Source organism: Candidatus Endomicrobiellum cubanum (genome assembly GCF_031278955.1).
In the GTDB taxonomy this organism is placed as follows: domain Bacteria; phylum Elusimicrobiota; class Endomicrobiia; order Endomicrobiales; family Endomicrobiaceae; genus Endomicrobiellum; species Endomicrobiellum cubanum.
This window is the reverse complement of record NZ_JAITJM010000032.1, coordinates 26,828-46,467: the sequence shown is the minus strand read 5'-3', so window position 1 is coordinate 46,467 and position 19,640 is coordinate 26,828. Positions and strand designations below refer to the sequence as shown.

Sequence of the window (19,640 nt, the reverse complement as noted above, 5' to 3'; positions counted from 1 at the left end):
GAGAATTTTCCCTACATGTCATTATATTGTTTTAAATTATCAAAGAATAGTATATAATTTAGGTCATTATATAAAATGGGTTTTTCTAAAATTAATGCATATCTTTTGACTGTTCCTTTTTGGATATTGCTGTGTTAAAACACTATGTGAGTTACTTGATAAATCCTGCGTTTTTAGTCTTATATTGTCAAAAAATTCACAGCGATTAAACAATAGGGTTTTTAGAAAAATCCAAATGGGACTTATGAAAATGCTTAAACCGTATATAAAAAATATAATGACAGTACGCTCTATTACAGTCTTTTTTATTTCCATAGTTATGTCTAATAACATTTTTTGTGCTCGTAACGAGATTTATAGCGATTATAAGGGCTTGTTAAGTATTCTTAAAGTTCAACCTGAAAATATTTCAATAAATGATAAGCAGCTTCCAATTTTTTCTGAATATTTAGCATCAAATTTAGTTTTTATAAATAGAGCTCAAGATTTAGTAGCAGATAAAGGATTGCTTGCTGCTATAAATTCTATTGGCAAAAATGCTGTGTTGTGTACTTCCTATTTTGGAGCAATAGAAACATCACAATATAAAGTAGGTTCCGGGTTAAATGTCAATGGAGTTGTTTTAATGTCTGGACTTGCGCAAAAGTATAAAATATTAACAGTCGGTGCATTTGTTGAGTGTGGCAATGGAGATTACGGTATCATAGATAATTTTGAAACCCTTCCATCGATTAAAAGTAATGGAGATAAGGACTATATTGGAGGAGGTTTATTGTGTCATTTAGATTTCTTTGATAAATTTTATTTAGATTGTTCTGGTCGTAAAGGACTGTTGAAGACTAATCTTTATAGTTTTGATTTAATATCTTCGCCAATATTTAAAGATAAATATTGTAACTTGGACTATTTTAGTTCTCACGCAGGTATAGGATGTAAGTTAAATATCTATAAAAATCTCGGGCTAGATATTTTCTCTAAATATTTTTTTACTCATCAAGATGGAAAGAAAGATGTAACTATTTATACAGGAGAGATTTTAAATTTTTCTGGATTAAATTCTCAACGTTTACTCTGTGGTTTGAGATTCTTTCAACCAACTAACACAATTTTTAGTTTCTATGGTGGTCTTTCTGCAGAATATGAATTTTTAGGGGATGTCAAAGCGTTTTTTGAAGATAAAAATATATCTGCCAAAAACTTAAAGGGTTATACAGAAACTATTGAAATTGGAGTATCAGAAAAATCAAACAGCTGTATTGGCGAGTTATCTTTGCAGAGTTATTTAGGTATGAGAGAAGGTTATGCTGGAACATTAAAAGTGTCGTTTGTATTTTTTGATTATTTAGAGCGTTTCTTAGGCTATTCTTTAAAAAAATTTGAGAATGAGAAAAATGGTAGATTTAATAATGATTTTTCTTTTTCTAAAAAAGATTGTTTTTTAAAGATATTAGGAATTATAAAAGAGTTAAAAGGGAGAGTTACACACAAAAGTTTAAAGAAGGGATATATAGTAGCTTTTGCTTTTTCAAAGACTTTTCAAGATTCTTGTTTAGACTCGACAGAGGTTTGTATTTATGTACAAGATTTAAAAAATGGTGGTACCAATGTTGAAGTTGTTTCAAATAATAATTTATTATCTGAGGAGTTATCTAAAAAATTGTTTCAGATGTTAAATAAAGATAAATAGAAAAAGGAGGAATAAAAACATGGCAAAAATTGTAAAAATTGTTGGTAGAGAAATTATTGATTCGCGAGGGAATCCTACAGTAGAGGCGGATGTTAGTCTTGATGATGGTTCTTTTTCAAGAGCAGCAGTACCTTCTGGAGCTTCAACTGGCTCAAGAGAAGCTTTAGAGCTTAGAGATGGTGATAAAAAAAGATTTGATGGTAAAGGTGTGCTAAAGGCAGTCTCGAATATCAACAATATAATAGCTCCAAAACTTTTAGGTTTAGAGATTACAAACCAACAAGAAATAGATAATGTAATGATAAAGCTAGATAATACGGACTTCAAAAGTAATCTTGGCGCAAATGCAGTTTTAGGTGTATCTCTTGCTTGTGCAAAAGCCGGTGCAGTTTCAAAAAAAATGCCTGTTTATAAATATATAAGAGAGATTTATAATATCCAAGATGATAGATATATTCTCCCTGTTCCACTTATGAATATTATAAATGGTGGAGAGCATGCCGACAACAATGTTGACTTACAAGAGTTTATGATAGCACCAGTAAGTGCCCCTAATTTTAGAGAAGCATTAAGAATGGGCTGTGAAGTTTTTCACAGCTTAAAAAAAGTTTTAAATGGAAAGGGTTACGCCACTGGTGTTGGTGATGAAGGTGGCTTTGCTCCTAATTTAAAATCCAATTCAGAAGCTTTGGAAGTAATTTGTGAGGCTGTAAAAAAAGCTGGATATGAAGTAGGAAAAAATGTAGTTTTTGCTTTAGATGTAGCAGCAAGTGAGTTATATGAAAATAATCAATACGTTTTAGAAGGTGAAATAAACGGTAAAGAAAAATCTTCAAAAGACATGATTTCTTTCTATAGTGCTTTGCTTGAGAAATACCCAATCATATCTATAGAAGATGGTCTTAGTGAATCTGATTGGAATGGATGGAAACTTTTAACAGATGAGCTAAAATCTAAAATTCAGCTCGTAGGTGATGACCTTTTTGTTACAAACACTAAGATATTTAAGGAGGGTATAGAAAAGGGTATAGGAAATTCAATTTTAATAAAAGTAAATCAGATAGGCTCTCTCTCAGAGGCCGTAGCCGCGGTACAAATGGCATATAAAGCTGGTTATACTGCAATTATATCTCATCGTTCTGGCGAAACAGAAGATAGTATAATTGCTGATTTAGCAGTTGCTTTAAACACAGGCCAAATAAAAACAGGTTCAGCTTCAAGAACAGATAGAATGTGTAAATATAATCAGCTTTTAAGGATAGAAGAAGAGTTAGGGTCTAAAGCTACTTATTTAGGTAAAGCAAGCTTTTTCTAGTATCAAGGTAATTATTAAGATAGGATTCCCATATAATTATATGGGAATCCTATCTTAAAATATAAGTTTTATGAGTAATATAAAGAATATATTGAGTTATGAAAAATGAAAAAATTTAGAATAAGATATATTTTGCTTATAATATTATTGTGTGTGTTAGCTTTTAACGACGGTAATAGAACTTTATGTAGACGTTTTTTTGAGCAAAGAAAATTACAAAGAGATATTGTTAGCGCTAAACATCAAAATGAACTTTTGAAGAGAAGAATATACTATCTTGAAAATGAACCTTCCTACATAGAAAGAATGGTTCGTAATGAACTAAATGTATTATCTCCAGGTGAAATAGAATATAGATTTACTGTTAAAAATGATTCGTGAGTTTTATATAGGGTTTCCAGATAAATACATATTGTCATCAATAAATATAAGCTAATCTTGAAAGTTTTAAAATAGTGCTGAGGTGGTGGAACGGCAGACACGCAGGTCTCAGAAGCCTGTCCCCGAAAGGGTGGTATGGGTTCAAATCCCATCCTCAGCAGCAGATGATAAAGAATAATTGACTAGCATGAGACATAAAGGTCTGTCTAAAAACCTTGACGCATATTCTTATCGCGCTGTTTTTTGCCCATCTGCGTTAAACAGCAGGTATTACAAATTTGTGCTTATCGCAAGCAACCCATGAATTTTTTGTATTGCTTTGTCAAAAAATTTACAGCAATTATACACATTAGAGTTTTCAGATAAATCCATAAGTTTTTACCAGGGTAAAATTTTCCCCCACCAAACTTGTTTCTCATCTAGAACCTTTAATTTGGAATTTTTTTGAACTATAGCAAAGCCAGTAATAGATGATGCATAATACAGATGCACTTCAAAATTTTCATTTTTATAATAAACTTTTTGTATAGTAGCAGGTATTGGAGATATTATGCCGTTTTCTTTCCCACCAATCAAATGTACAAGGTAATGGGCTATATCTCTTTGATCTGTTATTGTAGAGAGTACTGTCTCTCCTTCTTGAATTTTTTTTATAGATTTTCCGTGCTTATCTTCTAATATTTTAGCATCAAGTTTTACAAAACCAATATTATATACTGTAAGTGAAGTACAATTATTATTAAAATTGTGATCTGGAAACTTTTTGAATTGTGTAAGGTTTAGTTCTTCCTCTAAAATCTTAATATCTATATTAGTTGGACTAAAAAAAGATTTTATAATATCTGAAATTTCATCAGTTGAAACAAAAATAATTTCTTTTATTGCTTGTTGACAATATAATTTAAGGTTTTCTTCAATATTTTGAGTATATTTTTCTAAAGATCCAGCTTCAAGTCTAGCTGAAAAAATTGCTTTTTCAAAAGAAAACCAATCTATATTTTCAGATATCTCATAAATTGTTGGATTTTGCGAAAATGCTGTACTGAAACGCAAAATCTCAGAAGATTTCATGTTAACAGCTATTTGCACTAGCCCATACACATTTTCTTTAGGAAATATTAATTTAATTTTAAATATTTTTATAAATTTTAATAAGAAACCTATAGTAGAAATGGCTTTTTCAAGGTTGTTGTCAGAGATATTTAGTGCAAGTTCTGCTTGAGATTCTTCACAACCAGTTTCTTCCATTAAAAGCTTTAAATGGTTAGTTTGTTTCATAAGCTTGATATCCTTAAAACGCTATCTAATTATTTTGCTTTATTTTGCTCTTGGATGTGTTTTTTGATATATTTTTTTTAAACTTTCTATTGTGACATGTGTGTAAATTTGTGTGCTAGAAAGATTCTTGTGTCCCAACATTTCTTGTACACTTCTCAAATCGCAACCTCTATCTAAAATATGTGTTGCAAAAGTATGTCTTAAAGTGTGAGGGCTTACCTTCTTATTAAGTCCTGCTTTAACAAAATATTTGTGCAGAATCCTTCTTGCTGCTCTTTGGTCAAGTCTATTTAAACGCGTGTTCACAAATAGTGGAGATTGCATATTATAAGATAATTTGTTAGTACGACGTTCGTTTAAGTATTCTAATACAGAGCATAAGCATTTATTACCTACAGGGACTACTCTTTCTTTATCACCTTTCCCTGTAACTATAATGGTATTAGCTATAAAATCTATACTGTTGACATTTAAACTCATGAGTTCTTCTATTCTAAGTCCGCAGGAATATAAAAGCTCAATCATTGCCTTATCTCTAAGTTTTATGTCTTTGATATCAAGCAAGGACTGCATTTCATTTTCTGTTAAAAATAAAGGTACTTTCTTATCTTTTTTAGGGGCACTCATTGTTTCTAAAGGATTTTTTTCTACTTTATTATTTATCATTAAAAATTTGTAGAAAGAACGCAACGAAGAAAATTTTCTTACAATAGCAGTCTTACTTATATTTTTTTTGTTTAAATTTTCTAAGAATTCTCTAATAGCATGTTTGTCTGTTTCTAAGAAATTTTTTTGCTTATTTTGTAAGAATATAGCAAAATCAAATATATCTTTTAAATAAGCTCTTAAAGTATGATTAGAAAAATTTTTTTCGGCTTTAAGATATTTTTCAAAAGATACTATTATTTTTGAATTTTTTTCTTTGACGATTTCTTTTGTATTTTGAGTTTCTCGTCTTTGGTCGTTTTTATCCATTGTAAATTCCTACATTTAGGGAATGCTGAACAAGTAAGAAAAGGTCCTCTTTTACCTATTCTTTTTAACATTGCTGAACCACATTTTTCACATTTGATGTCAGTTTGTTCTGGTTCTGGCTTTATAACTTTTTGTCCATTTTTATCTATATTGTAAGTTGTCTTACACTCAGGGTATTTCTTGCAAGCTAAATACTCTTTACCCTTAAAACCTACTTTTTTTATTAAAAGACTTCCACATTTATCACAAGTCATATCTGTTTCTTGATCTTGTACAGGAATGCCCTCCCTACTTAGAGGCAAAGTAGTTTTACATTCTGGATACCCGGAACAACCTAAAAACTGTCCAGATCTAGAATCTCTAATTACCATAATTTTGCCGCAGTTAGGGCATTTAAAATCAGTTTCTTGAGGTTTGATTTTTTGTCTTTCTAGCTTTTCTTCAGCTTCGTTCAAGTCTTCCTCTAGAGGTTTATAAAAATCTTTTAATACGTCTTGCCAGACAGCTTTATCTTCAGCGATTCTGTCTAAATTTTCTTCAACGTGTGCAGTATATTCTATATTAATAATATTGCCAAAATGATTTTTTAAAACATCGTTTACTATAATTCCAAGATTTGTAGGTATAAACTTTTTTTTATCAAGACGAACATAAACCCTATCTAGAATTGTTTTGATCGTAGGGGCGTATGTTGAAGGTCTTCCTATACCATGTTCTTCTAAAGCTTTAATTAAACTAGCTTCATTATAACGAGCAGGAGGTTCTGTAAAATGTTGAACAGATATAATTTTTAGAAGAGTTAATATTTCTTTTTCTTGTAAAAGAGGTAACTTTATTTCTTTTTCTTCATCATCAATATTGTAAACTTTTAAAAACCCATCAAAAATTAATGTGCTACCAGAAGCCCTAAAAAAATATTCATTTGCAGATATGATAACTGTAACTGTGTTGTAAATAGCTTCTGCCATTTGACTTGCTAAAAATCTTTTCCATATTAAATCATAAAGTTTAAACTCATCGTTAGATAAATATTGTTTTATGTTGTTCGGTATTCTTTTAGCAGATGTTGGTCTTATAGCTTCATGAGCTTCTTGTGCTCCCTTTGATTTTGTTTTATAAATTCTAGGAGATTTTGGTAAGAACTTATTACCGTACTCAGATTCTATAAATTTTAAAGTTTCTTCTTGTGCTCCTTTTGCAATATTTAAGGAGTCCGTCCTCATATATGTTATAAGACCTACTTGACTGTTGCCGATATTTATGCCTTCATATAGTTTTTGAGCTATCATCATTGTTTTTGATGCAGAAAATCCAAGTCTTCTTGATGCATCTTGTTGCATTGTAGACGTTGTGTAAGGTGAATAAGGTAGACGTTTACGTTGTTTTGTTTCTACAGACTGTACTTCATATTTTGCATTTTCTAATTCTTTAAGTATTTGGTTTGCTTCTTTTTCGTTTTTTATAGAAAGTTTTTCAAATTTAATATCATTTTTTGCAAAAAGATGAGCTTTGAAAGAAAAATCTTTTAATAGTTCTGCTTCTATACTCCAATATTCTTGAGGAATAAATTTCTGTATTTCCTCTTCTCTATTGCATATAATCATTACAGCTACAGATTGCACTCTTCCAGCCGAGAGCCCTATTTTTACTTTTTTCCATAATAACGGAGAAAGTTTGTATCCTACAAGTCTATCTAAAAGTCTACGTGTTTGTTGACTATTTACAAGCCACATGTCTAGGTTTCGCGGATGTTTTACAGAATCAAGTATTGCTTCTGGAGTAATTTCGTGAAATGTTATCCTAGAAATTTTTGAATTGGGAAGTTTAAGGGCTTCTTTTAAGTGCCAAGCTATAGCTTCTCCTTCACGATCAAAATCAGTAGCCAAATAAACTTTCTCTACATTACTAGATATTTCTTTTAAGTTAGATATAATTTTTTTTGCTTTAGGCATATCTATATATGTCGGTTTAAAATTATGTTCTATGTCAATGCCAAGTTTACTTTTAGGAAGATCTCTTATATGCCCAAAAGAACTTTTTATAATAAAATCTTTTCCTAAAATTTTTGATATGGTTTTTTCTTTTGCTGGAGACTCTACTATAACAAGATATTTCGCCATTATTTCTCCTCTCTAAAAATGCATCTAATGTCAGGGTCTGTCTAAAACCTTAATACATATACTTACTAAAAAACTTGTGCTTATCGCACGATAAAGTCCTGCGTTTTTTTCATTGTATTGTCAAAATTCACAGTAACTATACGGATTAGGGTTTTTAATAAACCCTTTAATAAACTCTAAAATATATTTGTCCAGGTGCTGTTTTTATAAGTCCTATTAATTCTAATTTCAATAGCACATAAGATATGTCTAAAATATTTCTGTTTAACTTATTGGCAATTAAGTCTAATGGTACACCGTTTTCGTTATTTTCTATCAAATTAACAACTTCTAGTTCAAGTCCTTTTAAGTTTTGTTGATTAATTTTGTCACTCTTTAAAGTGATCCCTAAACTACTTGCTAAATCATTGGGTATTAAAGCTACATGAGCCCCATTCTGTATAAGTTTATTAGTGCCCTTAGAGACTTCAGAATAAATGTTGCCAGGTACGACAAAAACATCTTTACCATAATCTGCACAAATTCTTGCTGTTATAAGCGCTCCGCTTTTGGCAGAAGCTTCTGTTACCAAAGTAGCTCTAGATAGTCCTGCTACTATTCTATTTCTTCTAGGAAAAGTAATTTTATCTGGTTTTTGAGTTAAAGGAAATTCACTTATTAGAGCTCCATTTTGAGAAATTTCTTCTTGAAGTTTTTTGTTTTCAAAAGGATAATTTATTAAAAGGCCATTTCCTAAAACAGCTATAGTTCTAGAATTGTTTTCTATAGCACAACTGTGAGCAAGTGTATCTACTCCTCTAGCAAGTCCAGATATTATTGTTATTCCTAGTTTTGCAAAATAAGAAGCAAATTCTAAAGTAACACTTTTACCATAGTTACTTACTTTTCTTGAACCAACTATTGATATAGAATCATAATCAGATTCTCTAATATTTCCTTTTATGTACAAAAAAAGAGGTTTATCTGGTAAGCTTTCTAAAGGTTTTGGGTATAAGGGGCTATTGTAGAGTATTATTTTTATGTTGTGTTTCTTTGCGAGTTCAGTTTCTTTTAATGCCTTGTCTAAACTTAGAGATTTTAAAATTTTTTCTGCTAATATACTTCCTATTCCACTTATTGACATCAGATCTTTTTTATTTGATTTAGTAATATTTTCTACATTACCAAATTTTTCAAGTAGTTTGAAAAATTTGGTAGCACCTATATCCGTATTTAGAATAAAGTTAAATAAAAACAAGTCCTTTTCGTTCATATGAGAGCTATTGTAAACAAATTATTAAAAATTTGTCAAAATATGTCAAAATAAAAAACTATTTAATAATCTTTATATAATATTTAAGATTAAGTTCATAAATAAAGGTTTGACAAGAGACATAAATTGTAGTATAATTAACAAGATATCAGGATATTAATGAGCTCGAAAATTGTTCATCCGACTTAATAATTCATTTAATCTAAGGGGCCCGTAGCTCAGCTGGTAGAGCACCTCACTTTTAATGAGGTTGTCGTGCGTTCAAGCCGCACCGGGCTCATTTGCTCCCATCGTCTAGGGGTCTAGGACACAGGATTTTCAATCCTGCGACACGAGTTCAAATCTCGTTGGGAGCGTTTGTTTTAAATTTAATGGCGTTTTCGCCAATTTCTAAACCGTTTAGACTTTTTTTGTAAAAGTTTAAACGGTTATTTTGCGGAAGGTAATCATGTCAACATTAGTCGTTTTAGGTACGCAATGGGGGGATGAAGGTAAAGGTAAAGTTGTACATTATCTTGCAAAACAAGCAGATTATATTGTTCGTTATCAAGGTGGCAACAACGCAGGACATACTCTCATATACGAAAATAAACCGTTTGTTCTTCATTTAATACCATCGGGAATACTATTTCCTGATAAATACTGCCTAATTTCAAATGGAGTTGTAATAGATCCAAAAGCTTTAAAAGAAGAAATTTCCTTGCTTAAAAAGACCAAAATTCCTGTAAAGAACAGATTTTTTATAAGTGAACAAGCGCATGTAATATTGCCTTACCATAAATTAATAGATGGTATTCTTGAAGAAGGTGATGTTAAGATAGGCACTACAAAAAAAGGAATAGGACCTTGTTATGCAGATAAAGTAAAAAGAATAGGCATAAGAGTAATAGACTATTTAGAGAAAGATGTTTTTATGGATTTGTTAGAAAAAAACCTTTTAGAAAAATCGCCTATATTAGGTAATAGTAATATAGATATAACAAAATTGAAAAAAGAAATTTTGAAAGATAGAGAAGAACTTGCAAAATTTATTAAACCTTTTGCTGCTAATACAGGTCTTATGATTGAAGAGGCAATAAATAAAAATAAAAAGATTCTTTTTGAAAGTGCTCAGGGTACGCTTTTAGATTTAGATTTTGGAACGTATCCTTTTGTGACTTCTTCTAATCCTATAGCTGGGGGTGTATGTGTAGGTGCTGGTATAGGTCCTACTAATATAAATAATGTACTTGGTGTAGTTAAGGCTTATACTACAAGAGTTGGAGAAGGTCCTTTTGCTGTTGAACTTTTTGATCAAATGGGAGATTTCTTAAGAGAGAAAGGGAAAGAATATGGTGCAACAACAGGTAGACCTCGCCGTTGCGGTTGGTTTGATGCAGTTGTTGTGCGCCATAGTGTTAGAATAAGCGGTGTAAAACATTTAATTCTTACAAAACTTGATTGTATGGAAAATATAGAAGCAATAAAAATATGTGTTGCATATAAATATAAGGGTAAAATTTATAAAGAGCTTCCAGCATCAAGAACAGTTCAGAAATATGCAAAGCCTGTTTATGAGCAAATGCCAGGTTTTAATGGACAAATTAAAGGGATTACAGAGTTTAAAAAATTACCTATTAATGCTCAAAAATATGTTAGACGTTTAGAACAATTAGTTGGAGCTCCTATAGATTTGATTTCGCTTGGAAGAAAAAGAGAAGAAACTATAGAAGTAAACAAAAATATTAAATGGTTTTAAATTTGATGTATATAGAGATGACTCCTTATGAAAGTTAAACTTTTACAATTTACTCAGGAACCTGAAAAGATTTGTGCATTAGCTGCAGGGCTTTGTTACAGTTATAAAACTGTAGATGAACTTGCACAAAGTTTTGATAAAGAAAAAATTGAAAAGCTTTTATCTAAAGTTATTTCTTCTGGCCATTATTCTGTGTTAGAACATGCATCTTTTACTTTTGGTATAGAGGGAGTTTCTAGAGCGTTGCTTGCTCAACTTACAAGGCATAGGATAGCGTCTTTTTCAGTGCAAAGTCAACGGTATGTTAAGTTTAAAAATACCCTTGAATTTATCGTACCAGAAAGTATAAAGAAAAATGCAGAGCTTTTAAAAAGATATAATAATTTTTTAATTGAGGCAGAAAATCTTTATAAAGAAATCTTAAGTGCAGAGATTCCTGCTGAGGATGCAAGATTTATTCTTCCTAACGCCAGTGCTACAAAAATTATATTCACAATGAATGCAAGAGAGTTAAGGCATTTTTTCTCTTTAAGAACTTGCAATAGAGCACAGTGGGAAATACGGGAAATGGCTTGTCGTATGTTAAGTCTTGTTAAGCAAAAAGCGCCTTTACTTTTTAATGATGCTGGCCCAAATTGTATAAGAGAAAGTTGTCATGAAACTTTTACATGTGGAAAATCTTGGAAGAAGATATGACCGTAATAAAGGAGAAGTATAGTGCACGATATATTTGCGCTTTTAATAGCTTTGGCAAGTATTCTATTTTTTGCAAAAATTTTTGGTGAAATTGCTTTAAGGTTTGGCCAAAGCGCTATAATAGGAGAGCTTTTGGCGGGTATCATTATAGGGCCTAGTTTTTTAGGTATCGTACATGAAACAGCAATTCTCTCCGGCATATCAGAACTTGGGGCTATTATACTTCTTTTTGAAGTTGGCCTTTCTACAGATATAAAAGAATTTTTAAAAGCGGGCCTTTGGGCTACGGCAGTGGCTGTTGTAGGAGTTATAGCCCCTTATTTTTTAGGGTATTTTGTATTTTTATATTTTGAGCTTACAAGTACTCAAGCAATTTTTGCTGGCGCAGTTCTCACAGCTACTTCAGTTGGTATTACAGCTAGAGTATTTATGGACTTAAACCGACTTGAAACTCAAGAAGCTAAAATAGTTTTAGGAGCAGCAGTCATAGATGATGTTATAGGTCTTGCTATACTTGCAGTTGTTTTAAAGCTCATTCAGGGTGGAACTGTTACCCTAGGGACAGTTGCTTCTATAAGTGGTACAGCTATTTTATTTTTAGTTTTATCTGTTTTAGCGGGAGTCCTTATCTCTCCTTCTATTTTTAAAATTGTTACAAAGATGAAACAGTCTCATGTAATATTCATTGTAGGTCTAGCAATTTGTTTTATTATTTCTGCGTTTTCAACAAAAGTTGGACTTGCGCCGATAGTAGGTGCATTTGTTGCAGGTTTAGTTCTTTCTACAGTAAAACAAAGTGAAGAAATAAAAAAGGATATCAAACCTGTTTACGCGTTTTTTGTTCCTATATTTTTTGTTTTAATGGGGACAAATGTTGATATAAGCACTTTTAATCCTTTTATTGCTGTAAATAGAGAACTTATAGTTTTAATGACTGTATTGTTTGTAGTTGCTTTTGTTGGTAAAACAGTGTCTGGATTTGTGGTACTTAAAAAAGGGATTAATAAACTGTTAATAGGTGTTTCTATGGTCCCAAGAGGGGAAGTAGGTTTAATATTTGCTGGTATTGGTTTAAAAAATAATGTTTTTGGCATAAAAGATTATAGTGCTTTAGTTGCAGTTATAATGCTTACAACTTTTGTTACACCACTGATACTGAAGTATCTTTTATCAAAACAAAAAAATTAACATGATAAAAAATTTAATTTTCTTTTTATTATTTTGTACAGGTCCCTTTCTATTTGCTAATGATAATGTAAATATGTCAAATTCAAAAGAAGTTATTTTAGAGGAGCCTTATAAACCAATAAACCCCCAAGAAAATAAAAAAAGTGTAGATGCTAAAGAGTTTATTGCAGAAAATGTTTATTCCATATATAATAAAGCTAGTACAGTTAAAAACAGTTTTGAAATTGACAAATTATTTGAAAGTATAAAACAATTTTTTATATCAACAAAAAAAGCTGTTTTAAAAATTAAATGGTTTATTTATAATTATAATAGTAAAAATTAACAAATCGATTAAATCTAAAAAATCTGTGTCTTTTATAATATTGAAGTTTATCTTTAGATATAGCTTATCGTAAAGTAGCAAATATTTAAAATTTAATTTTATTTTTATAGATAAAAAAATTATTTTCTCCTAATGATGTAAAAAGCTAAAATGGGTTTTTAGATAGACTTAAAATATATAAGTTTTCACTAAAACTGTCTACGGAGAGATAAATGAAATCAAACTATGAGAAATTTAGATCAGTATGTAGTATTTTAGAAGAGCATGCCTTTGACAAGTCTAAATTAATTCCAATTCTGCAAGCTACACAAGAAGAGTACAAATACTTACCTCAGGAGATTTTAGCTTTTATATCTTCAGCTTTAAATATATCTCCCGCAAAAGTTTATGGTGTAGCAACTTTTTACTCCCATTTTTCATTAACTCCCAAAGGCAAGCATATAATAAGGATTTGTGATGGAACAGCTTGCCATGTAAAAAAATCATCAACTATAATAGATGCTTTAAAGAAAAAACTGAATTTGAATGGTTCGGAAACCACAACAAAAGACATGCTTTTTACTTTGGAAACAGTTGCTTGTCTTGGAGCATGTGGCCTTGCTCCAGCTATTGTTATTGACGGCAAAGTATATGGGCAAATGACTGCGTCCAAAGCTGTTGCTCTAATTGATAATATATGTTAAGGGTTTTAGACACAACCAATACAAAGGAGTAAAAGTATGGCCATAGATTTGGAGAACATAACCAAAGGATTTAATACCTTAAACAAAAATATAAAGAAAAGAATTGTTGTATGCGCAGGGACAGGTTGTGTGGCAAATGGTTCTTTGGATGTATTTAAGAGTCTTGTAGATATGTCTAAAGAAATGGGTATAGATGCTCATATAGAATTAAAAGAAGAAAGTAAAGGAACTCTGATTTCTAGAAGTGGTTGCCAGGGATTTTGTCAACATGGACCTTTATTAAACATTTTGCCACAAGGGATATTGTATACAAAAGTTACAAATTCAGATGTTAAAGAAATTTTAGAGGAAAGCGTTTTAAAAGATGGGATTGTAGGGAGGTTGTGTTATCATGATAATGGCAAAGTTTGTAAAGGGCAAGGTGATATACCTTTTTACACAAAGCAAAACAGAGTGGTTTTGAAAGAATGTGGTGTTATAGATCCTGAAAATATACAAGAATACATAGCTAGTGGTGGATATAGGGCCGCTAAAAAAGCTTGTGTGGATATGACAGATAAAGAAATTTGTGATGAGCTTATAAACTCTGGCTTAAGAGGGCGTGGTGGAGCAGGTTTCCCAACAGGTAGAAAGTGGGATTTCACAAGAATTCAAAAATCAGAAAAAAAGTACATGATTTGTAATGGGGACGAAGGAGACCCCGGCGCTTTTATGGATAGAAGCGTTATGGAAGGTAATCCTCATAATGTGATAGAGGGTTTAATAATTGCAGCAAAAGCAATAGGTGCAGACGAAGGTTATATATACGTTAGAACAGAATATTCTTTAGCAGTTTCTAGGATGCAAAAGGCTGTAAAAGCTGCTACAGAAATTGGTGTGCTTGGCAAAAATATTTTTGATTCAGGGCACAATTTTACTTTGCATGTTATGGAAGGAGCAGGAGCCTTTGTTTGTGGAGAAGAAACAGCACTAATAGCTTCCATTGAGGGGAAAAGAGGCATGCCATCGCCAAAACCGCCTATTCCTGCCCAAAGCGGTCTTTGGGGTAAACCTACTGCTATAAATAATGTTGAAACGCTTGCCAATGTACCTATAATAATTAATTATGGTGCAGATGCTTTTAAAAAGAATGGAACTCAAAATTCTTCAGGAACAAAAATCTTTGCAATAACAGGGAATGTTTTAAATACAGGACTTATAGAGGTCCCATTTGGGACAACTCTAAGGCATGTTATTTTTGATATAGCAGGAGGCGTACCTGACGAAAAAGGCGTAGTAAATGAGGACAATTTTAAAGCCGTACAAATAGGTGGTCCGTCAGGAGGTTGTTTAACCAAAGAACATTTGGACATGAACTTAGACTATGACTCTTTAAAAACTGTTGGGGCGATGGTTGGTTCTGGTGGTTTTGTTGTTATGAGTAAACATAACTGTATGGTAAATGTTGCAAAATTTTTTATGCAGTTTACTCAAAGCGAATCTTGTGGCAAATGTGTTCTTTGTAGAGAGGGTACTTTGCAGATGCTTTTGATGCTTACAGACATAACGGAGGGCAGGGCAGATAAAAATACTTTATCTGTCTTAGAAGAACTTGCAAATGCAGTTGCAATAGGTTCTTTATGTGGGCTTGGAAAGACAGCTCCAAACCCAGTGCTGTCTACTTTGAAATATTTTAAGGAAGAATATGATGCGCATGTACAAGATAAACAATGTCCCGCAGGAGAGTGCGCCAAACTATTAAATTATCAAATCACAGATAAATGTATCGGTTGTGGTTTATGCGCAAGTAAATGTCCTGTAAAAGCTATTTTAGGAAAACCTAAAGAACAGTATAAAATTGATGTATCAAAATGTATTAAATGTGGAATATGTAAAGATTCTTGTAAATTTAATGCTATTTCCAGGAGTTAATTATGGAAAAATATTTGATAATAAATGGTGTAAAAATTTTTTTTGAGAATGAAAAAAATATTTTAGAGATTATACAAAAAGCTAAAATAGAGCTTCCAACTTTTTGTTATCATTCAGAGCTAAGTACTTATGGTTCATGTAGGCTTTGTATGGTTGAAGTTGAAGGTATGGGTATTATTCCTGCATGTTCTACTCCTGCAACTTCTGGAATGGTTGTTAGTACAAATACTGAAAAAATAATAAGCATGAGAAAGATTATAGTAGAACTATTACTTGCAAATCATGATAGAGAATGTACTACTTGCCAAAAAAGTCAAAGTTGTAAACTTCAAACTCTTGCAAGAAGACTTGGAATAGAAAACGTTAGATTCAAAAATGTTGTTCATAAAACAGACAGAGATCTATCTACATATGCTTTAGTTAGGGAGCAAGATAAATGCATTTTGTGTGGTGATTGTGTAAGATTTTGTGACGAAGTACAGAGTATAGGAGCGCTAGGGTTTGTAAATAGAGGTTCGAAATCTGTAGTTTGTCCAAGTTTTGGAAAGGATTTAGAGTTGTCAGAATGTGTGTATTGTGGACAGTGTAGCAGGGTCTGTCCAACAGGAGCAATTATTCCAAGATCAGAGGTTAAAGATGTATGGAAAGCTCTAAGTAATAAAAATAAAAAGGTTGTGGTTGCTATTGCTCCCGCTGTTAGGGCTGCAATTGGAGAAGTTTTTGGACTTGCCAAAGAAAATGGAACTGAAGCAGCGGGGAAAATTGTTACAGCTTTAAAAATGATGGGTTTTTATAAAGTTTTTGATGTATCATTTACGGCAGACATGACCATAGTAGAAGAAGCTAATGAATTTCTAGAGAGGATAAAAGAAAATAATAACCTCCCTTTATTTACTTCTTGTTGCCCAGCTTGGGTAAAGTTTGTTGAACAATACTATCCGGAATTTATCAAAAGTCTTTCAACTTGTCGTTCTCCTCAAGGGATGTATGGATCAATTGCCAAAAGGATTATGCCAAAAATTTTAGGTGTAAACAAAGAAGATTTAGTCGTTGTTTCTATAATGCCATGTACAGCTAAAAAGTATGAAGCAAGAAGAAAAGAACTTGCAAATAATGGAGAGATAGACATTGATTATGTTATTACTACTCAGGAACTTGCAATGATGATAGAAGAGGCAGGATTAAGGTTTCAAGATTTAGATGCTTATGCTTTTGATATGCCGCTTGGTTTTAAAACTGGGGCGGGTATAATATTTGGGAATTCTGGAGGGGTAACAGAAGCTGTTTTAAGGAATGTGGCAAGTGGTATGACTGATGGGCAAGATGAGTCTGAACAGTTTAGTTTTGTAAGAGGTGAAGATGGAAGAAGAGAAGCAAAAATAAATCTTTCTGGAAGGGAATTAAAAATAGTAATTATATATGGTCTCAAAAATGCAAGACAAGTTTTAAGAGAGTTAAAAGCCGAAAGAAGAAAATATGATTTTATAGAAGTTATGGCCTGTCCAGGAGGATGTGTAGGAGGTGCAGGTCAGCCTATTTATAATGATTTATCTACAAGAAAAAATAGAGCTAAAGTTTTATACGAAAATGATAAAACTTTAGAACTTCATAAACCGCAAGATAATCCTTATGTTCAAAAATTATATAATGACTACCTTGGTAATGCTCCTGGTAGTACGAAAGCTCATGAGTATTTACATACGCATTACAAATATAGAAAACGCTATAAGGAAAGTGTAGTAATATCAGATAATAGTAGTAATGGCGGTGTAGATATTAAAGTTTGTTTTGGTAACCACTGCATGAAAAAAGGGTCAAAAGAAATTTTAAAACACATTGTCGATTATGTTGGAAATAAAAACTATAAAGATAAAGTAAATATATCTGCATCTATATGCTTAGAAAAATGTTTTAGTGCTCCGAATGTGAAAGTTTCTAATACAACGATAAGTAAAGCTTCGGATAAATCCGTTGAAGAAGCAATTGATAAAGAAATTAAATAAGGGTTTTTAGATAAGGCCTATAAAGTAGGTATATATGAGTAGAATTATGGGTGTAGATTATGGTCTAAAGCGCATAGGAATAGCAATGACAGATATTTTACAAGTTGTTGCTAGCCCTTTTGCTGTGATTGAAAGTGTTTCTTTAAAAAAAGATGCTGCAAAGATTGTAGATATTGCAAAAAAAAACGATGTGTCGTGCATAGTGTTTGGCCTGCCAATAAACATGAATGGCACGCAGGGCGAAATGGCCCAGACCGTGCGTAAGATTATAGAAGAAATTAAACTGATATCAAATGTTGATGTTACAACAATAGATGAGCGTCTCACCACATCCCAAGCAGAAAGGATGTTGGTGTGTGAGGCAAATGTGTCAAGACACAAACGCAAGGGTTTAAAAGATAAAATAGCAGCTTCTTTTATTTTGCAAACTTATTTAGATATGAAATCTAATAAAACTCTATAAGAAATTTTATGAATATTTCTAAAATCTTAATACGTATATGTGAAATTTTTGACAATAGAAAGGCAAAAACCGTAATTTATTATGTGATAAACACAATTTTTAACTCAGCAGCAGAGTCAGAAATGGTATGTAAGTATATGTGTTAATGTTTTTACAGATCTTATAGTAATCTAAAATCAAGTCATTTAGTCTATTATTCTTGAGGATTTAATGCATTATATAGTAGATGGTTACAATGTAATAAATTCAGATGATATGTTTGTGTCTAATACGTTAGAAAACAGGCGTAATATATTAATTAAGTTTATCAGAGAATTTAGGCCGCATGGCAGTTTAAAAAATTCTATATCAGTAATTTTTGATTCTAAATCAAAAAATCTTTGTCAAACAAGCGGTTATAGTAAAATTTGTATGTGTGATATAGAAGTAATATTTAGTGATGGTGTATTATCTGCAGACGACATTATTGTAGAAATTGTAGACATGTCAGAAAATCCATATAATATAACGGTTGTTACAAACGATAGAGGAATAATACGTAGAATTGGTGCAAGTGGAGCAAAGCATGAAAGCGTGGAAGTATTTTTATCTAAAAGAGCTAAACACGATAATGTGCAGAAAGTAAGAAAATTTGACGTTGATGTAAAAAATGACATAAATAAGGAATTTGAAAAATTGTGGCTAAAAAAATAAGAATTTTTCTGATTATACTAGTACTTATTGTTATTTTTTTATCTATATATTTGTTGCTTCCAGATAGACAAATTACAATAGTGGTAAATCAAGGCGCTACTTTTTTTTCTGTTGCAAACCAACTTAAAGAAAACCATCTCATAGTGTCAAAAAGATTATTTATGAAAATAGTTAGGTTGACAAATTCAAGCAATAAATTAAAAGCAGGCATATATACTTTTTCTTACAAAGGCACTATGGTTACAATATTAAAAGGTTTAACGACAGGATCAAAGAATAATATAAAGGTTACTGTACCTGAGGGTAATAATATAAAACAAACAGCTCAGATAATATCTAAGACAATAGAAATAGATAAAGAAAAATTTATTAAAATTTCTACACTACGCAACCTAGAAGGTTACTTAATGCCAGAAACGTATTTTGTTGTTCCTGGTGTTAGTGAAGAGCAAATAATAGATATGATGTACAATGAATTTAATAAAAAAATAACGCCTGCTATGTTGCTAAGAGCAAAAGAAATGAATATGGATTTTAAAGATATTGTAATTCTTGCATCAATTATTGAAAAAGAAGCAGTAAAGCCAAATGAAAAGTCTATAATATCTGCAGTTTTTCATAATAGGCTCAAGAAAAAAATTAGGTTGCAATCTTGCGCGACTGTTTTGTATGCTATGGGCATAAATAAAGAAAAACTTACTATAAAAGATACAAAATTTAAATCTCCTTATAATACGTATTTACATTTTGGTTTGCCTCCCGGTCCTATATGTAGTCCCGGAGTAGGCTCAATAAATGCGGCATTATATCCTTCAGACGTGAGAAGTTTATTTTTTGTTTCTAAAGGAAATGGAGAACATTTATTTGCAGATGACTTAGAAGAGCATAACAGAAACAAGCAAGAAGTTTCTAAAAGGCAGGTTAACATATAA

General features: G+C 31.5%; 17 protein-coding genes and 3 tRNA genes. 16 read left to right on the top strand and 4 right to left on the bottom strand.

The window, feature by feature from the left end; translation table 11 throughout:
* The first annotated feature begins 250 nt into the window (after positions 1-250).
* The 4 genes from LBD57_RS03010 to LBD57_RS02995 all read left to right on the top strand — a co-directional run bounded on the left by LBD57_RS03010 (position 251) and on the right by LBD57_RS02995 (position 3,543).
* Positions 251-1,687, top strand: a complete 1,437-nt coding sequence (locus LBD57_RS03010; protein WP_373469862.1) for a hypothetical protein — start codon at positions 251-253, stop codon at positions 1,685-1,687.
* 19 nt (positions 1,688-1,706) lie between these two features.
* Positions 1,707-3,002 carry a phosphopyruvate hydratase gene (eno, locus tag LBD57_RS03005; RefSeq protein WP_373469861.1) on the top strand — a complete coding sequence of 432 codons (1,296 nt, stop codon included), beginning with the start codon at positions 1,707-1,709 and terminating at the stop codon, positions 3,000-3,002.
* A 105-nt stretch (positions 3,003-3,107) separates the two neighbouring features.
* The gene (locus tag LBD57_RS03000; protein ID WP_373469860.1) at positions 3,108-3,383 is read left to right on the top strand and encodes a septum formation initiator family protein; all 276 of its coding nucleotides are present in this window, start codon (positions 3,108-3,110) and stop codon (positions 3,381-3,383) included.
* A gap of 76 nt (positions 3,384-3,459) precedes the next feature.
* Positions 3,460-3,543: transfer RNA gene (locus LBD57_RS02995), tRNA-Leu, on the top strand.
* A gap of 218 nt (positions 3,544-3,761) precedes the next feature.
* Here LBD57_RS02995 and LBD57_RS02990 read toward each other — a convergent pair.
* The 4 genes from LBD57_RS02990 to dprA all read right to left on the bottom strand — a co-directional run bounded on the left by LBD57_RS02990 (position 3,762) and on the right by dprA (position 9,008).
* A complete protein-coding gene (locus LBD57_RS02990; protein ID WP_373469859.1) occupies positions 3,762-4,661 on the bottom strand; it encodes a hypothetical protein in 900 nt (299 codons plus the stop codon).
* 39 nt (positions 4,662-4,700) lie between these two features.
* Positions 4,701-5,636 carry a site-specific tyrosine recombinase/integron integrase gene (gene xerA, locus LBD57_RS02985; RefSeq protein ID WP_373469858.1) on the bottom strand — a complete coding sequence of 312 codons (936 nt, stop codon included), beginning with the start codon at positions 5,634-5,636 and terminating at the stop codon, positions 4,701-4,703.
* Positions 5,564-7,756, bottom strand: coding sequence for a type I DNA topoisomerase (gene topA / locus LBD57_RS02980; RefSeq protein WP_373469857.1), 2,193 nt, complete (start codon positions 7,754-7,756; stop codon positions 5,564-5,566). Before topA ends, xerA begins: the two co-directional genes overlap by 73 nt.
* Positions 7,757-7,922: 166 nt before the next feature.
* Positions 7,923-9,008, bottom strand: coding sequence for a DNA-processing protein DprA (gene dprA / locus LBD57_RS02975; RefSeq protein WP_373469856.1), 1,086 nt, complete (start codon positions 9,006-9,008; stop codon positions 7,923-7,925).
* A 207-nt stretch (positions 9,009-9,215) separates the two neighbouring features.
* On the opposite strand from dprA, the gene LBD57_RS02970 reads away from it, so the two are divergent.
* The 12 genes from LBD57_RS02970 (at position 9,216) to mltG (ending at position 19,640) form a co-directional block, all read left to right on the top strand.
* A tRNA-Lys gene (locus LBD57_RS02970) sits at positions 9,216-9,288 on the top strand.
* Positions 9,289-9,291: 3 nt separating this feature from the next.
* Positions 9,292-9,364: transfer RNA gene (locus tag LBD57_RS02965), tRNA-Glu, on the top strand.
* A 92-nt stretch (positions 9,365-9,456) separates the two neighbouring features.
* Complete coding sequence (locus tag LBD57_RS02960) at positions 9,457-10,746, top strand: adenylosuccinate synthase (RefSeq protein ID WP_373469855.1); 1,290 nt, start codon at positions 9,457-9,459, stop codon at positions 10,744-10,746.
* A gap of 27 nt (positions 10,747-10,773) precedes the next feature.
* Positions 10,774-11,442 (top strand): FAD-dependent thymidylate synthase, encoded by a 669-nt coding sequence (gene thyX, locus LBD57_RS02955; RefSeq protein WP_373469854.1) that lies wholly within the window; start codon positions 10,774-10,776, stop codon positions 11,440-11,442.
* Between the two features lie 21 nt (positions 11,443-11,463).
* Positions 11,464-12,630: a cation:proton antiporter gene (locus LBD57_RS02950; RefSeq protein ID WP_373469853.1), complete on the top strand. Its 1,167-nt coding sequence runs from the start codon at positions 11,464-11,466 to the stop codon at positions 12,628-12,630.
* 73 nt (positions 12,631-12,703) lie between these two features.
* A complete protein-coding gene (locus LBD57_RS02945) occupies positions 12,704-12,955 on the top strand; it encodes a hypothetical protein (RefSeq protein WP_373469852.1) in 252 nt (83 codons plus the stop codon).
* Positions 12,956-13,167: 212 nt separating this feature from the next.
* Complete coding sequence (locus LBD57_RS02940) at positions 13,168-13,638, top strand: NAD(P)H-dependent oxidoreductase subunit E (protein ID WP_373469851.1); 471 nt, start codon at positions 13,168-13,170, stop codon at positions 13,636-13,638.
* A 36-nt stretch (positions 13,639-13,674) separates the two neighbouring features.
* Positions 13,675-15,549: an NADH-ubiquinone oxidoreductase-F iron-sulfur binding region domain-containing protein gene (locus tag LBD57_RS02935; RefSeq protein WP_373469850.1), complete on the top strand. Its 1,875-nt coding sequence runs from the start codon at positions 13,675-13,677 to the stop codon at positions 15,547-15,549.
* Positions 15,550-15,551: 2 nt separating this feature from the next.
* A complete protein-coding gene (locus LBD57_RS02930) occupies positions 15,552-17,552 on the top strand; it encodes a [FeFe] hydrogenase, group A (protein ID WP_373469849.1) in 2,001 nt (666 codons plus the stop codon).
* A 34-nt stretch (positions 17,553-17,586) separates the two neighbouring features.
* Positions 17,587-18,015, top strand: a complete 429-nt coding sequence (ruvX, locus tag LBD57_RS02925) for a Holliday junction resolvase RuvX (RefSeq protein ID WP_373469848.1) — start codon at positions 17,587-17,589, stop codon at positions 18,013-18,015.
* Positions 18,016-18,225: 210 nt separating this feature from the next.
* The gene (locus LBD57_RS02920; RefSeq protein WP_373469847.1) at positions 18,226-18,708 is read left to right on the top strand and encodes an NYN domain-containing protein; all 483 of its coding nucleotides are present in this window, start codon (positions 18,226-18,228) and stop codon (positions 18,706-18,708) included.
* Positions 18,693-19,640 (top strand): endolytic transglycosylase MltG, encoded by a 948-nt coding sequence (mltG, locus tag LBD57_RS02915; RefSeq protein ID WP_373469846.1) that lies wholly within the window; start codon positions 18,693-18,695, stop codon positions 19,638-19,640. The genes LBD57_RS02920 and mltG overlap by 16 nt, the downstream gene beginning before the upstream one ends.

Excerpts from the sequence above, each read along its gene's own strand:
- LBD57_RS03010 (WP_373469862.1), top strand. The coding sequence starts at position 251 with ATGCTTAAACCGTATATAAAAAATATAATGACAGTACGCTCTATTACA.
- eno (WP_373469861.1), top strand. The coding sequence starts at position 1,707 with ATGGCAAAAATTGTAAAAATTGTTGGTAGAGAAATTATTGATTCGCGA.
- LBD57_RS03000 (WP_373469860.1), top strand. The coding sequence starts at position 3,108 with ATGAAAAAATTTAGAATAAGATATATTTTGCTTATAATATTATTGTGT.
- LBD57_RS02990 (WP_373469859.1), bottom strand. The coding sequence starts at position 4,661 with ATGAAACAAACTAACCATTTAAAGCTTTTAATGGAAGAAACTGGTTGT.
- xerA (WP_373469858.1), bottom strand. The coding sequence starts at position 5,636 with ATGGATAAAAACGACCAAAGACGAGAAACTCAAAATACAAAAGAAATC.
- topA (WP_373469857.1), bottom strand. The coding sequence starts at position 7,756 with ATGGCGAAATATCTTGTTATAGTAGAGTCTCCAGCAAAAGAAAAAACC.
- dprA (WP_373469856.1), bottom strand. The coding sequence starts at position 9,008 with ATGAACGAAAAGGACTTGTTTTTATTTAACTTTATTCTAAATACGGAT.
- LBD57_RS02960 (WP_373469855.1), top strand. The coding sequence starts at position 9,457 with ATGTCAACATTAGTCGTTTTAGGTACGCAATGGGGGGATGAAGGTAAA.
- thyX (WP_373469854.1), top strand. The coding sequence starts at position 10,774 with ATGAAAGTTAAACTTTTACAATTTACTCAGGAACCTGAAAAGATTTGT.
- LBD57_RS02945 (WP_373469852.1), top strand. The coding sequence starts at position 12,704 with ATGTCAAATTCAAAAGAAGTTATTTTAGAGGAGCCTTATAAACCAATA.
- LBD57_RS02940 (WP_373469851.1), top strand. The coding sequence starts at position 13,168 with ATGAAATCAAACTATGAGAAATTTAGATCAGTATGTAGTATTTTAGAA.
- LBD57_RS02935 (WP_373469850.1), top strand. The coding sequence starts at position 13,675 with ATGGCCATAGATTTGGAGAACATAACCAAAGGATTTAATACCTTAAAC.
- LBD57_RS02930 (WP_373469849.1), top strand. The coding sequence starts at position 15,552 with ATGGAAAAATATTTGATAATAAATGGTGTAAAAATTTTTTTTGAGAAT.
- ruvX (WP_373469848.1), top strand. The coding sequence starts at position 17,587 with ATGAGTAGAATTATGGGTGTAGATTATGGTCTAAAGCGCATAGGAATA.
- LBD57_RS02920 (WP_373469847.1), top strand. The coding sequence starts at position 18,226 with ATGCATTATATAGTAGATGGTTACAATGTAATAAATTCAGATGATATG.